The organism is Bradyrhizobium jicamae (assembly GCF_018130215.1).
Lineage (GTDB): Bacteria > Pseudomonadota > Alphaproteobacteria > Rhizobiales > Xanthobacteraceae > Bradyrhizobium > Bradyrhizobium jicamae_A.
Genome location: NZ_JAFCKQ010000009.1, coordinates 86975 through 100537, shown reverse-complemented (window position 1 = coordinate 100537; position 13563 = coordinate 86975). Strand labels below are relative to the sequence as shown.

13 protein-coding genes are annotated in these 13563 nt (G+C 64.8%); 3 read left to right on the top strand and 10 right to left on the bottom strand.

Annotation, left to right across the window (positions count from 1 at the left end):
- Window positions 1-65 precede the first annotated feature (65 nt).
- Both JQ586_RS13590 and xth read left to right on the top strand, forming a co-directional pair.
- The gene (locus JQ586_RS13590) at window positions 66-215 is read left to right on the top strand and encodes a hypothetical protein (RefSeq protein WP_212395078.1); all 150 of its coding nucleotides are present in this window, start codon (window positions 66-68) and stop codon (window positions 213-215) included.
- Between the two features lie 171 nt (window positions 216-386).
- A complete protein-coding gene (gene xth / locus JQ586_RS13585; protein WP_212395077.1) occupies window positions 387-1178 on the top strand; it encodes an exodeoxyribonuclease III in 792 nt (263 codons plus the stop codon).
- 7 nt (window positions 1179-1185) lie between these two features.
- Here xth and JQ586_RS13580 read toward each other — a convergent pair whose 3' ends face one another.
- The 8 genes from JQ586_RS13580 to JQ586_RS13545 all read right to left on the bottom strand — a co-directional run bounded on the left by JQ586_RS13580 (window position 1186) and on the right by JQ586_RS13545 (window position 8702).
- Entirely contained in the window at window positions 1186-2217 is a 1032-nt protein-coding gene (locus JQ586_RS13580) for an L-idonate 5-dehydrogenase (RefSeq protein ID WP_212395076.1), read from the bottom strand.
- 41 nt (window positions 2218-2258) lie between these two features.
- Complete coding sequence (locus JQ586_RS13575) at window positions 2259-3026, bottom strand: glucose 1-dehydrogenase (RefSeq protein WP_212395075.1); 768 nt, start codon at window positions 3024-3026, stop codon at window positions 2259-2261.
- An 11-nt stretch (window positions 3027-3037) separates the two neighbouring features.
- Window positions 3038-4237: a mandelate racemase/muconate lactonizing enzyme family protein gene (locus JQ586_RS13570; RefSeq protein ID WP_212395074.1), complete on the bottom strand. Its 1200-nt coding sequence runs from the start codon at window positions 4235-4237 to the stop codon at window positions 3038-3040.
- A gap of 187 nt (window positions 4238-4424) precedes the next feature.
- Complete coding sequence (locus JQ586_RS13565) at window positions 4425-5048, bottom strand: tetratricopeptide repeat protein (protein ID WP_409334521.1); 624 nt, start codon at window positions 5046-5048, stop codon at window positions 4425-4427.
- Window positions 5049-5253: 205 nt separating this feature from the next.
- Window positions 5254-6978 carry a dihydroxy-acid dehydratase gene (gene ilvD, locus JQ586_RS13560; RefSeq protein WP_212395072.1) on the bottom strand — a complete coding sequence of 575 codons (1725 nt, stop codon included), beginning with the start codon at window positions 6976-6978 and terminating at the stop codon, window positions 5254-5256.
- A gap of 304 nt (window positions 6979-7282) precedes the next feature.
- The gene (locus JQ586_RS13555; RefSeq protein ID WP_212395071.1) at window positions 7283-7495 is read right to left on the bottom strand and encodes a helix-turn-helix domain-containing protein; all 213 of its coding nucleotides are present in this window, start codon (window positions 7493-7495) and stop codon (window positions 7283-7285) included.
- A gap of 149 nt (window positions 7496-7644) precedes the next feature.
- Window positions 7645-8481: an SMP-30/gluconolactonase/LRE family protein gene (locus JQ586_RS13550; protein ID WP_212395070.1), complete on the bottom strand. Its 837-nt coding sequence runs from the start codon at window positions 8479-8481 to the stop codon at window positions 7645-7647.
- Window positions 8482-8492: 11 nt separating this feature from the next.
- Window positions 8493-8702 (bottom strand): hypothetical protein, encoded by a 210-nt coding sequence (locus JQ586_RS13545; protein WP_212395069.1) that lies wholly within the window; start codon window positions 8700-8702, stop codon window positions 8493-8495.
- A gap of 135 nt (window positions 8703-8837) precedes the next feature.
- Here JQ586_RS13545 and JQ586_RS13540 point away from each other — a divergent pair, with 135 nt between their 5' ends.
- Window positions 8838-11066, top strand: coding sequence for a lytic transglycosylase domain-containing protein (locus JQ586_RS13540; protein ID WP_212395068.1), 2229 nt, complete (start codon window positions 8838-8840; stop codon window positions 11064-11066).
- 53 nt (window positions 11067-11119) lie between these two features.
- On the opposite strand, the gene JQ586_RS13535 is transcribed toward JQ586_RS13540, so the two are convergent.
- Both JQ586_RS13535 and JQ586_RS13530 read right to left on the bottom strand, forming a co-directional pair.
- A complete protein-coding gene (locus JQ586_RS13535; protein ID WP_212395067.1) occupies window positions 11120-12091 on the bottom strand; it encodes a tripartite tricarboxylate transporter substrate binding protein BugD in 972 nt (323 codons plus the stop codon).
- A 126-nt stretch (window positions 12092-12217) separates the two neighbouring features.
- A complete protein-coding gene (locus JQ586_RS13530; protein WP_212395066.1) occupies window positions 12218-13459 on the bottom strand; it encodes a threonine synthase in 1242 nt (413 codons plus the stop codon).
- Between the last annotated feature and the right edge of the window lie 104 nt (window positions 13460-13563).

The following is a 13563-nucleotide window of genomic DNA, read 5'->3' as shown; positions in this document are numbered from 1 at the left end:
GACTGCTTGCGCCAATTCGACGCCGCGCGATCTCAAGTCGCAATTCCCCGAAAAGGTGAATCGAGATGACGAACGAGACGGAAATGCTGATGCGTCGTCAGAGAAAGCAACGCGGCGTGCGCGACGAGACTTGGATCACGGTCGCGGCCGAGTTGAAGCCGGTGCCGGACGGCACGCATCAGGCCGCCGAGAACGCCAGAGCAGACAGCGAGTAGCCGCGCGGCCGGCTGCTCGATAGACTGCCCGACACGCAGGCAGCACGGCATCATGCGCGCGCCTTCTGCTGTCCTATACACCACCAAGGAAATCGATATCCGGACACAAGATTGAAACACCCCGAACTTCCGCAATGAACCATCAACAAAATCAATATCTTGGAGAAACACTTGCGCATCGCGACCTGGAACGTCAATTCGATCCGGCAGCGGATCGAACATCTGATGAGCTGGCTCAAGGAATGCTCCCCGGACATCGTCTGCCTGCAGGAGATCAAGTGCGTCGACGAGGCGTTCCCGCGGCTCGAGATTGAATCGCTCGGCTACAACGTCGTCACCCACGGCCAGAAGACCTTCAACGGCGTCGCGCTGCTCTCGAAGCTGCCGTTCGACGAGACCAAATCGGGCTTGGCCGGCGATGACGAGGACGCCCACGCCCGCTTCCTCGAGGGCGTCGTCACGCTGAAGCACGGCGTGATCCGGGTCGCCTGCCTCTATCTGCCCAACGGCAACCCCGCGAACACCGACAAATATCCTTACAAGCTCAAATGGATGTCGAGGCTTCTTGAATACTCGAAGGAGCGGCTTAAGACCGAGGAGCCGCTGATCCTTGCCGGCGACTTCAACGTCATTCCGGCGGCGCGCGACGTTTACAATCCGGCGGCCTGGATCGACGACGCCCTGTTCCGCCCCCAGACCCGCGAAGCTTTCCAGTCGCTGCTCGGCCTCGGCCTCACCGACGCCCTGCGTGCGGTCAACGACGAGCCCGGCCAGTACACCTTCTGGGATTACCAGGCCGGTGCCTGGCAGAAGAACTGGGGTATCCGCATCGATCACCTGCTGATGTCCCCGCAGGCGAGCGACCGCCTGATCGATGTCGGCATCGACAGCTATGTACGCGCCTGGGAGAAGCCATCCGACCACGTCCCGGTCTGGGCCGACCTCGATTTCGAGACGGCATAGGGCTTCGTCAGAAGGTCAGCTGTACCTTCATCGCGCGTGAGCGGTCGCTGGCGAGCTCGAACGCATCGACCGCCGACTCGAACGGAACGGACGCCGACACCAGCGGCTTGAGGTCAACCAGCCCCTCGCCCATCAGCCGCAGCGCCAGCTCGAATTCGGGGTCGAACCGGAAGGTGCCGCGCAGCTGCAGCTCCTTGGCAACGATGGTGTTGATCGGCAGCATCACCTCGCCGCCGAGCCCCACCTGCACGATGATGCCGCCGGGCCGCAGCAGATCGAGCGCAGACCGCAGCGCAGCCTGGTTGCCCGAGGCCTCGAACAGCACGTCGAAATGGCCCTTGCCGGCCTTGTAGGGATCGAGCGCCGTGGTTTCCGTCGCGCTGTTGATCGCACGCGTCGCGCCGAGCGTGCGGACAGTCGCAAGCGGCGCCTCCGCGATATCGGTCGCGATGATCTCGGCAGCACCGCCATGGCGGGCGACCACCACCATCAGCGCCCCGATCGGCCCGCAGCCGGTCACCAGCACGCGCTTGCCGAGCAGGCTGCCAGCCTGGCGACCGGCATGCAGGCAGACGGCAAAGGGCTCGGCCATCGCGGCCTCGGCGAAAGACAGGCGGTCGGCGATCGGGATCGCCTGCGTGGCGTCGACCGTGATGAACTCGCGAAAGCCGCCCTGCACGTGGGGAAAACGCATCGCGCTGCCAAGGAAGCGCATGTCGGTGCACTGGTTGCGCATGCCTTCGCGGCAATAGGCGCACTGTCCGCAGGGCAGGCTCGGATTGACCGCGACCCGCATCCCCGGACGCAGATCGGCAACACCGGTGCCGACATCGGCGATGGTCCCCGAGATCTCATGCCCGAGCGCCATCGGCTGTTGGATCCGCACCGTGCCGAAGCCGCCATGGTGATAGTAGTGCAGGTCCGAGCCGCAGATGCCGCCGGCTGCGATCTTCACCCGCACCTGATGCGGCGCCGGCGCCGGATTTTCGAAATTGTCGATCCGAAGATCGTGCGGGGCGTGGATGACGACGGCGCGCATGGATTCAATCCCTCGGTTGATGGCCGACCGGAACGCTTCAATCACATCGCCGCCAGCATTCCGCCGTCGACATAGATGGTCTGCCCGTTGACGTAGTTGGACGCCTCCGACGCCAGGAAGATTGCGGCGCCGACCAGCTCGTCGGGCTTGCCCCAGCGCTTGGCCGGGACGCGCGACATCAGCCAGTTGTTGAACTCGGGGTTCGACATCAGCGCCTCGTTCATGTCGGTCAGCATGTAGCCGGGACCGATCGCGTTGGCCTGGATGCCGCTCTGCGCCCATTCGACAGCCATCGATCGCGTCAGGTTTCTGATGCCGCCCTTCGCCGCGGTGTAAGGCGCGATGGTGGGCCGCGCCAATTCGCTGCCGAGCGAGCCGATGTTGATGATCTTGCCGCGCTTGCGGGGGATCATCCGCCTGGCCGCCTCGCGCCCGGCGATGAAGGCACTGGTCAGGTTGGTCTCGATCACCTTGCGCCATTCCTCCGTGGTGAACTCGACCAGCGGCTTGCGGCGCTGGATGCCGGCATTGTTGACGAGGATGTCGACGGCGATGCCCTCGCGATCGAAACGCTCGAAGGCACCGACCACCGCCGGCTCGTCGGTGACGTCGAAGGCGACGCCGTCGGCCTGGTGTCCGGCGGCGCGAAACTCGGCGACGGTCTTCTCGACCCGGTCAGGATCGACGCCGTTGATGATCAGCCGTGCGCCGGCCTTCGCCATGCCCTCGGCGATGGCACGGCCGAGGCCGCGGGAGGAGCCGGTCACGAGCGCCGTGCGGCCGGAAAGATCGAACAGTGCGGTGCTCATTGCAAAGGTCCTCACACGTTGGAGCGGCGAACCGTCAGGTCGGAACGGTCGAACACCGCGGGAAGCAGGTCGACGCCGAGCCCCGGCCCTTCCATCGGATAGACGTAGCCATCCTTGATCACGGGCATGGTGGTGACAAGCTCGTTGTACCAGCCCTTGTAGAACGCACGCACGGATTCCTGGATCAGCGTGTTGGGCTGGCTGAACGACATGTGGATCGCGGCGATGAAGCCGACCGGCCCGATGCAGTCATGCGGTGCGAACGGCCGGTGATAGGTCTCCGCCATTGCCGCGATCTTGCGGCCTTCGGTGAGACCGCCGGTCCAGCACAGATCGGCCATCACCACATGCATGGCGTCGCGGTCGAGCATGTCCTTGTAAGGAAAACGCGAGCCGAGTGTCTCGCTGGCGCAGACCCAGACGTCGGTCGAGCGCGCATATTCCGCGAGCGCCTGCGGCGAGTTCATCCGGATCGGATCCTCGTACCAGGTCGGCTTGTAGGGCTCGAGCGCACGCGCGATCTGCTTGGCGGTCGGCAGGTTCCACAGCGAGTGGAGTTCGACCATGATCTCCATCCGGTCGCCGACCGCCTTGCGGATCTTCTCGAACGGCTCGATCGCCTGCTTCATCTGCGCCGCAGTGATGTAGAGGCCGTTGTTCTCCTGCGCCGGCGGATCGAACGGCCAGATCTTCATCGCCGAGATGCCGCTCTCGAGCAGGCTTTCGGCGAGCGCATCGGCGCGGGTCATGAAGGCGTCGAGGTCCTCGTAGGGGCCCTGCGCCTCGCCCAGGTTCCAGTTCGACACCGGGCGGATATTGGTGGAGCGGACATATTTGGTGCCGGCGCAGGTGTTGTAGATGCGCTGCTTGTCGCGGCAGAGGCCGCCGAGCATCTGGTGCACCGGCTGTCCGCAGACCTTGCCGAACAGATCCCACAGCGCAATGTCGATCGCCGACGCCGCGCGATACTCGACGCCTGTCGAGGACTGCGCCATCGGCAGATTGAGCATGTCGCGATGGATCGCCTCGATGTGGAGCGGATTGCGGCCGAGCAACCGGCCGGCAAAGGTGTCGTGGATCTGCGCTTCGACCGCGCCCGCGCCGTAGAAGGTCTCGCCCAGCCCGATCAGCCCGGTGTCGGTATGTACCCGAACCCAGATCACATTGGCGAATTCATCCGTGCGCAGGGTCTCGATCGAGGTGATCTTCATCGCGATGTCCTCCCGGAGCCCGCGTCGAGCGGGTCCATGTTCTTGATTGCAGGTGTCCCGTTGATACGGCTGCTTGGAGGCCGGCATCGATCCGCGCCTGCTCGATTGCAGCATCGAGTCGCTGCTCGGCGCGTGATTTGAAGGGACCACAGGACATACGGCAACGCGGTGGCTGCCGCGTCGGGGATCAGTCGCGGCGACCCTGCACCCAGTGCTCGAGCATCTGGAGCGCCATGGTCTTGTCGTCCTCGGATGCCTTCGCGACGGCCCGGTTGTAGTTTTCCTTGATCCAGGTCTCTTCAGGCGTCGCGCTGTCACGCGCCAGGGTCAGCCACATCAGGCCACGCGCGCGCTGCGGTGGCAGGCGGTCGCCGTTGAACAGCATCTGGCCGAGCAGCGCCTGCGCCTGGTGCTGGCCCTTCTGGGCGGCCAGGTTGAGCCATCGCGCGCCATAACGGAAATCGTCCCGCGAGGCGTCCGGCGTCTTCAGGTACAGCCGTGCCAGGTCGTATTGAGCGTCGGCATTGCTGAAATAGGATGCGGCATAGGAGAGCATCTCCCGCGCGCGCTCGGGGTCGGCCTTGATCTTGGAGTTTGGAATGCCACTGAGATAGTAGCGGCCAAGCGCGACGAAGGCGTTGGCCACGACCGAGGCTTGCGGCCCCATAGGGTTGTCCTCGGCGTGCGCATTGGCAATTCGGCTGAAATATTCGAATGCGCGCAGGTCGTCCTGGGCGACGCCGTCGCCATCGGCATACATCTTGCCGAGCTTCCACTGCGCGATCGGATGGCCGCTTTCGGCCAGCGACATCACGGTGGAGTTCGGGATCGCGTCAGCCGGGTCGGCCGAGGCAGAGGTTGCCGGGGCTGCGGTCCGCTTGAGGGCCCCGGCCGTGCCGGGCTGCGGCGACACCACCGGAAGCGCGGTGTCCTTGGCGTTGACAGGGGCTCCGTCGAATCCGAATCCGGGGCCCGCCACCGGAATGGCCCCTAACGCCAACGCCAATATCGTACGCCTAAACGTCCGCATAACACTGTTTCTCGTGCGCGCCACCCGGATGGGTGACAGCGCCATCCACCGCCGGCCCCACTTGCTCGGCGTACTTCCACAGCGCACCAGTTGTATGGTTCGTCGCGCGGGGGGCCCATTTGGTCTTACGATTTGCGAGCTCTGCGTCGCTCAATTTTACGTTAAGTACTCCGGCGTCGGCATCGATCTCGATGATGTCGCCGTCCTGCAACAGGGCGATCGGCCCGCCGACCGCCGCCTCCGGCCCAATATGGCCGATGCAGAAGCCGCGGGTGGCGCCCGAGAACCGTCCGTCAGTGATCAGGGCGACCTTGCCACCCATGCCCTGCCCGGTCAGCGCAGCCGTGGTCGCCAGCATCTCCCGCATGCCGGGGCCGCCCTTCGGGCCCTCGTAGCGGATCACGATGACCTCGCCTTCCCGGTAGGTGCGCTTCTGGACGGCCTCGAAGGCATCTTCCTCACGGTCGAAGCACCGGGCCGGACCGGTGAACTTCAGACTGGACATGCCCGCGACCTTCACGATCGCACCCTCCGGAGCGAGATTACCCTTCAACCCGACAACGCCACCGGTAATGGTGATCGGCTTGTCAGCGGGCCGCACCACATCCTGGTGCGGATTCCATTTCACGCCTTTGAGGTTTTCAGCGATCGTTCGGCCCGTGACGGTCAAGCAATCCCCGTGCAGGTGGCCATTATCGAGCAGCGTCTTCATCAACAGCGGAATGCCGCCAACTTCGAACATGTCTTTGGCAACATAACGGCCGCCCGGCTTCAAATCCGCGACGTAAGGAGTCTTTTTGAAGATTTCTGCAACATCGAACAAATTGAACTTGATCCCGCACTCATGCGCGATCGCCGGCAGGTGTAGCGCGGCATTGGTCGAACCACCTGAGGCTGCAACCACAGCCGCAGCATTTTCAAGGGCTTGGCGGGTGACGATGTCACGGGGCCTGATGTTCTTCTCGATCAGCTCCATCACCTTCTCGCCTGCCGCGGCGCAGAAGGAGTCCCGGATCTCGTAAGGCGCAGGAGCCCCGGCCGAATACGGCAGCGCGAGCCCGATCGCCTCCGAGACGGTGGCCATGGTGTTGGCGGTGAACTGGGCTCCGCAGGCACCGGCCGAGGGGCATGCCACCCGCTCGATCTCGTCAAGATCCTCGTCCGACATGGCGCCGACCGAGTGCTTGCCGACCGCCTCGAACATGTCTTGCACAGTGACCGGCTGCCCGCGGAAGTTGCCGGGCAGGATCGAGCCGCCATAGATGAAGATCGAGGGCACGTTGAGGCGGACCATCGCCATCATCATGCCCGGAAGCGACTTGTCGCAGCCGGCGAGCCCGACGAGCGCGTCATAGGAGTGGCCGCGGACGGTGAGTTCGACCGAATCGGCGATGCATTCGCGCGACGGCAATGACGAGCGCATGCCGTCATGGCCCATCGCGATGCCGTCGGTAACGGTGATGGTGCAGAACTCGCGCGGCGTGCCGCCGGCCGAAGCCACGCCCTTTTTCACGGCCTGCGCCTGGCGCATCAGCGAGATGTTGCAGGGCGCGGCTTCATTCCAGCATGAAGCAACGCCGACAAACGGTTGATGAATCTGGGCTGTCGTCAGCCCCATGGCATAGAGATAGGAGCGATGCGGCGCGCGTTCGGGCCCCTCCGTCACGTGACGGCTCGGCAGCCTGCCCTTGATGTTCGTCTTGGCGTCCATCGCGAACCTGTCTCCAGCCTCCCTTCTCACAACGCGGGAAGGAGCAAAAGTTCTCCCGTCGTCGCGAGCGCTGGCAATTCAGCTTTATGAACATCCTTTCACGGCTGGGTGTGGCCAAAAAGCGGCGTGAATGCTGGCTACCTGTTTTTAAGGTTAAATGTCGGCAACTGTTGCGACGGGATCACAATCGTGGCCGCCAGGCAACCATCTATTATGAATCCTTATGGGCGTCGGGACAGATGAGATATGAAATTGCAATCCAGCCGAAAGCACTCTCTCAAGTTGCAGGCCGAGCTGAACTCGCTCAGATCCGCTCCGGCAAATGGTAAGTGTATGGATCGGACGGGCCGCCCTTTCCGCGCCTTAGCAGCCAGCCTTTCGCGACGAGCTTGCGGCACGTCGGATTGACCCGCTGCTGGGTCGCCCCTTCGCGCCCGAAAAGGCGCTCGGCGAGTTGATCCTCGGTTTGGCCGGGGTTTGAGCGCACCTCGCGCAAGATGTTTTCGGCAACAGTCATTCAGCCTCCCGCAGGGTCTCGCGGTGGCTGCATACCAATTTTTGGCGTTGCCGCGCGTCCCAACTTGTTTCTGGGTGTATCTCCAGATCGATACCGGGAGCTACGCCGGTTTATTCCGGTCGCGCGACACCGGGATGACGAGATGAGTGTCAGGGATATCCGTCGCCCGGCGTCTCGACCTCGACCACATCGATCCGCGATACCGACTTGCCCTTCCGCAACTCGGCAAACGACGTCGCCGCGCTCAGGCAGAACAGCGTCCGCCGGTCCGCCCCTCCGAGCGCGCAGGCCAGCGCGCGCCGGCCGGGCACGGCGATCCGCTCACGCTCGCCGCCGTCGCTGCCGACCCGGATGAAGGCGTCCTCGGTAAAGGATGCGACCCAGGTGGATCCGTCGCGATCGAGGCAGATGCCGTCGGGAGCGTTCATGCAGCCGAACCTGCCACGAAGGTGCAAGCCACCGTCGGGCGCAATGTCGTAGTCGGCCAGGCACGCGCCATCCATTTCGGCAACGACAAGCCGGCGATGATCCGAAGAGACGGCAATGCCGTTCGGAAAACGCAAGCCGTCAGCGACGACACGCGCGCTGCCATCCGGCATCACCAGGATGATGCGGCCGACGGCGCCGCGGCCCTCAGGCGGCGGCAGGTCGAAGCCGAGATCGCCGACATAGGCGCGGCCCTGCCCGTCCACGATCATGTCGTCGATCGTGCCCTTGGCGAGTTGCGAAAGGTCGGCGTAAAGGGAGAGCTTGCCATCCGAAAATCGCAGCAGCCGCTTCCTGAACATCGTTAGCACCACGATGTCGCCGCCAGGGAGCGTGCCGAGGCCGCACGGCGTATCGTCTGTCACCTCGGCATGCTGCTGCAACTCACCCGCCGGACTGACGCTGAGCAGCGTCCGCGCCATGCAGTCGACAAACCATAGCCGCCCGTCGTGCCAGCGCGGTCCCTCGAAATAGCGGCCGCCATCATGGATGGTTTTCATTGCAGCCGCCGTCATGACCGGAAACCATAAATCGCGAGCCGGACGATGGGCAAGCACGGCGTCAACAGATCAATCCACGACATCGGCAATTCCCCGATCGGCAACGCGCCAAGGCTACATCCGGTCTGATGCCACGGATAGCGCAGGAACGGGCCTGCAAGATTGCGGGTTCCCTTCGGGTTCCGCGCGGTTCCCTTGGGGTTCCACAGCTTGCGTTCCACATTTCGCCGCCTTTTCCCTGTTGAGTTGCGTCCGCTTTAACGGTTGCGAATCAAGGGTGCGATAAACTGCGGTCCGTTGTGCCGCGTATGATGCGATCTGTTTGTGCCTGATGGTTTCGCAGGGGGGACCAGGGAATGAACCGTTGCCTACGTCCGCTGGCGTGTTTCGCCACAGTCGCCGCGCTTGCCCTGCTGCCGGTCAAGGCAGCTGCGAAATCCCATCACCAGACGAAGAGCGCGCACGCCCCTGACAAGAAGGGCAGTGACAGGAAAGCCGCGGGCACGAAGGCGGCGCACCACGCGCGCGAGGCCGCATCCGGCAAGCGCCGGCACGCGAAGCACGGTGGTAGTGGCCGCAAGTCCGCGAAATCAAAGTCGTCGGACTCCAAATCGGCAGAGTCCAGGAAATCTCCGGCGACGGACGAAGCGCCCGCTCCCGAACTCTCCGGCGACCTCGCCGCCGTCAAGGACGCGATCATCGCCGCCCGCAAGGGCAAGACCGGCGACGCGACGGAGATCCAGTACCGGATCACCGATCCCGTCGGCCGCAAGCTCGTTGAGTGGTACCTGCTGCGCCACTCCGAGTCGAACGCCCCCTTCAGTCGCTACGCCGCGTTCATTTCAGCCAATCCGGATTGGCCGAGCGTCGCGATGCTGCGCCGGCGCGCGGAGGCGCGGATGTGGCAGGAGCGCAGCGACGCCGCCACGGTGCACGGCTTCACGCTCGATCAGCCCGCCAGCGCCAAGGGCAAGTTCGCGCTCGCTCGCGTGCTGCTGGCCGAGGGCGACCGCGATGGTGCGACGCGGCTGGTGCGAGAGGCCTGGCGGTCGGAGGACCTGTCCGATCGCAGCGAGAGCGACGCCCTTGACGCGTTCAAGGACCTGTTGACCCGCGACGACGATCGCGCGCGCATGGACAAGCGGATCGGCGCCAAGGACCTCGCCGGTGCGCGGCGCGCCGCCAAGCTGCTCGGCAGCGACGAACTCGCAATCGTCAAGGCCTGCGCCGCGGTCCGCGGCCAGTCGAGCAAGGCGGAGGACGCGCTCGACAATGTCCCGGCCGACGCCCGCCGTGATCTCGGCTACACGCTCTGCCGCATCCAGTGGCTGCTGGCAAAGAACAGGATCGATGACGCGGCCCGCGTAACCATCGCGGCAGCGCCGGAGACGATGGCGCAGCAGGATACCGACCAGTGGTGGCGTGATCGGCGCCTGCTGGCCCGCAAGCTGCTCGATGAGGGCAAGTACCAGACCGCCTATGACGTGATCCGCCCTGCGGCCGCGCCCGACAATCCGTACTACCGCTCCGACATGCACTTCATGAGCGGCTGGATCGCACTGCGCTATCTCGACGATGCCAGGACCGCCGCCGCGCATTTTGCGCGGATCGATGAGGGCCAGAGCAATCCGACCGTGCTGTCGCGCGCCGCCTATTGGCGCGGCCGCGCCGCCGAGGCGCTCGGCAACACTGCCGCGATGCGCGCCAACTACGAGGCTGCCGCGCGCTATCCGACCGCCTATTACGGCCAGTTGGCGCTCACCAAGCTCGGGCGCGACGCGGTCGTCCTGCATGCGCCCTCGCCGGCCGCCATCGCCGGCAACGGCGCGGACGACGAGCGGGTCCGCGCCGCCGACATGCTCTACGCCATCGGCGAGCCCGACGTGGTGCTCTATTTTGTCGCCGACCTTGCCGAGGAAAGCTCCGACGTCGCCATGCTCGAGGCGCTGGGCGAGCTCACCGGCCGCCACAACGACGCCCGCGCCATGTTGCAGCTCGGCAAGATCGCGCTCGGGCGCGGCCTCGCCTTCGACCACTACGCCTTCCCGATCATCGGCATTCCCAAGCATTCACCGATCGCCCCCGATATCGGGCGCAGCATGACCTATTCGGTGGCGCGCACCGAAAGCGCGTTCGACCAGCGCGACAAGTCATCGGCCAACGCCGTCGGGCTGATGCAGGTGACGCCGGAAGCCGGGCGCGACACCGCAAAGCGCTTCGGCGTCAGCTATGACTGGGATCGCATGGTGTCAGATCCCGTCTACAACACCCAGATGGGTGCGGCGGAGCTCAGCGCGCTGCTGTCGGAATATCACGGCTGCCACATCATGACCTTCGCCGGCTACAATGCCGGCCGCGGCCGCGTCCGCGACTGGGTCAAGGCCTATGGCGATCCACGTGATCCCAACGTCGATCCGGTCGATTGGGTGGAGCGGATTCCGATCTCGGAGACGCGCAACTACGTGCAGCGCGTGATGGAGAATTTTGCGGTGTACCGCGCGCGGTTCGAGGACGCCGGCGCAGCGATGGCAAAGAGCGATCAACCTGCCATGAGGCAGGAGACGAATGCGGCGCCGTCGCAGTAGATCGTCACGTCGTCCCGGCCTTCGCCGGGACGACGCCGTGGATGGATCGCGCCTTAATCCACCTTCACATTGGCGGCCTTGATGATCGGCCACCATTTCGCGATCTCGGCCTTCTGCCAGGCGCCGAGCGCCTCGGGTGTCAGCTGGTCCTTGGGCGGGATCTGCAGGCCCAGATCCTCCAGCTGCTTCTTCACGGCTGGATCGCTCATCGCCTCGACCGCCGCGGCATTGAGCCTGGCCACGATTTCCTTGGGCGTACCCTTGGGCACCCAGAGGCCCGACCACAGGGTCATGTGCAATCCTGCCAGCCCTGCCTCATCGACGGTCGGGATATCGGGCGCGCTTTCGACCCGCTTGGTGTCGGTGACCGCGTAGGCGCGGATGGTGCCGGCGCGGACCTGGTTGATCGAGTTCGAGATCTGGTCGACGATGATGTCGATCTGGCCCGCGACGAGGTCGTTCAGCGCCGGCCCCGTGCCGCGATACGGCACGTATTGCAGCTTGATGCCCGAAACTTTCTCGAAATAGAGCCCGGCGATGTGGCTGCCGCTGCCGGCGCCGGCGGTGCCCGCGGTCGGCGGCTGCGGCCGCGACTTCAGCCAGGCCAACAGCTCCTTCAGCGATTTGGCGGGCACATCCTTCTTGCTGACGATGATCATCGGATTGCTCGGCAGCAGCACCACCGGCTCGAGGTCGGCGACAAGGTCATAGCCGAGCTTGTAGATCGCGCCGTTCGCGACATGGGTGCCGAGATGGCCGAACGAGACGGTGTAGCCGTCCGGCTTGGCGCGCACGGCGCGGCCGACGCCGATCGAGCCCGCCGCCCCCGTCACGTTCTCGACGAGCAGCACCTCGCCGAGCGACCGCTTCATGCGCTCGCCGAGGATGCGCGCCACCGCATCCGACGGCCCGCCGGCGGCGAACGGCACGATGATGGTGATGGGATGCGAGGGGTAGATTTGGGCAAGCGCCGGCCTGGCAACGACCAGGACCGCAGCCAACACGGCCAGAACCAGCTTCCGCATCACGCCCTCCGAGATTTTCGACCGCCGTCATTGCGAGGAGCCAGGCGACGAAGCGATCCATGCTTCCGCGCGCATGGCACGTTGGATTGCTTCGCTGCGATCGCAATGACGATCGGCGATCACTGCCTAGAACTGCGAATAGTCGATCGGCTTGTGGCGATCGAGCGCGCGGGTGACCGGCGGCAGCGGGTACTTCAAACCGCTTGCGCAGTTGAACAGCATCACGCGATCGTTCTTCGTCACCCGGCCGTCGGCGAGGCTCTGGGTGTAGGCGGCGTAGGTCGCGGCGCCCTCGGGGCACAGCAACAGGCCTTCCTCGCGCGCAACCTCGTTCAGCGCGGCCGAGATCTTGTCGTCGTCGACCGCAATGGCAAAGCCCTTGCTCGCGCGCACCGCGCGCAGGATCAGGAAGTCACCGATCGCCTGCGGCACGCGGATGCCGGACGCGATGGTGTGGGCGTCTTCCCAGCGAGCCGCATGCTCGGTACCGGCGTCATAGGCGCGCACCATCGGCGCGCAGCCGGAGGCCTGCACCGCGACCATGCGCGGGCGTTTCGAACCGATGAAGCCGATCGTCTCGAGTTCATCGAACGCCTTCCACATGCCGATCAGGCCGGTTCCGCCGCCGGTCGGATAGAAGATCACGTCGGGCACCTCCCAGCCGAGCTGCTCGGCGAGCTCGAGGCCCATCGTCTTCTTGCCTTCGATCCGGTACGGCTCCTTCAGCGTCGAGGTGTCGAACCAGCCGACCTTGGCCTTGCCCTCACCGACGATCTTGCCGCAATCGTCGATATAGCCGTTGACGCGGTAGACGGTCGCGCCCTGCAGCTCGATCTCGCTGACATTCACCTCCGGCGTGTCGGCAGGGCAGAAGATCGTGGTCTTGATGCCGCACGAGGTGGCATAGGCCGCGAGCGCCGCGCCGGCATTGCCGTTGGTCGGCATCGCCATATGCTTGATGCCGAGCGCCTTGCCCATCGACACCGCCATCACCAGGCCACGCGCCTTGAACGAGCCGGTCGGCAGCCGCCCCTCATCCTTGACGATGATCTCGCCGCCACCGAGTCTTGCTGAAAGCTTCGGCAGCCGGATCAGCGGCGTCGTCACCTCGCCGAGGCTGACGATATCCTTGCATTTGCGCACCGGCAGCAACTCGCGGTAGCGCCACATGTCGGCCGGCCTCTCGGCCAGCGAATCCTTGGTGAGCGCCTTCTTCACGCCGTTGAGGTCGTAGCGCACCAGCAGCGGCTTGCCGGCCTTGGACAGGTTGTGCACCTGGTCGGCTGGATAGTGATCGCCTTCCATCGCGCATTCGAGATGGGTGACGAAGGTCGGGCGTTCGATGGTGAGGTTGTCGTTGTCTTTCACGGCTTTTGTCTTTCTTGTTTTGCCAACAGCATTTCCTGAATCATCGTGAGGATCGCCGGCGACGAAGCAATCCATGGCGCGACGAGCGGTAGAAGGACTGCTTC

Coding starts and splice junctions, on each gene's coding strand:
- JQ586_RS13590 (WP_212395078.1), top strand. CDS start 66: ATGACGAACGAGACGGAAATGCTGATGCGTCGTCAGAGAAAGCAACGC.
- JQ586_RS13580 (WP_212395076.1), bottom strand. CDS start 2,217: ATGCGCGCCGTCGTCATCCACGCCCCGCACGATCTTCGGATCGACAAT.
- JQ586_RS13575 (WP_212395075.1), bottom strand. CDS start 3,026: ATGAGCACCGCACTGTTCGATCTTTCCGGCCGCACGGCGCTCGTGACC.
- JQ586_RS13570 (WP_212395074.1), bottom strand. CDS start 4,237: ATGAAGATCACCTCGATCGAGACCCTGCGCACGGATGAATTCGCCAAT.
- JQ586_RS13565 (WP_409334521.1), bottom strand. CDS start 5,048: ATGTCGCTGGCCGAAAGCGGCCATCCGATCGCGCAGTGGAAGCTCGGC.
- ilvD (WP_212395072.1), bottom strand. CDS start 6,978: ATGGACGCCAAGACGAACATCAAGGGCAGGCTGCCGAGCCGTCACGTG.
- JQ586_RS13555 (WP_212395071.1), bottom strand. CDS start 7,495: ATGACTGTTGCCGAAAACATCTTGCGCGAGGTGCGCTCAAACCCCGGC.
- JQ586_RS13550 (WP_212395070.1), bottom strand. CDS start 8,481: ATGAAAACCATCCATGATGGCGGCCGCTATTTCGAGGGACCGCGCTGG.
- JQ586_RS13540 (WP_212395068.1), top strand. CDS start 8,838: ATGAACCGTTGCCTACGTCCGCTGGCGTGTTTCGCCACAGTCGCCGCG.
- JQ586_RS13535 (WP_212395067.1), bottom strand. CDS start 12,091: ATGCGGAAGCTGGTTCTGGCCGTGTTGGCTGCGGTCCTGGTCGTTGCC.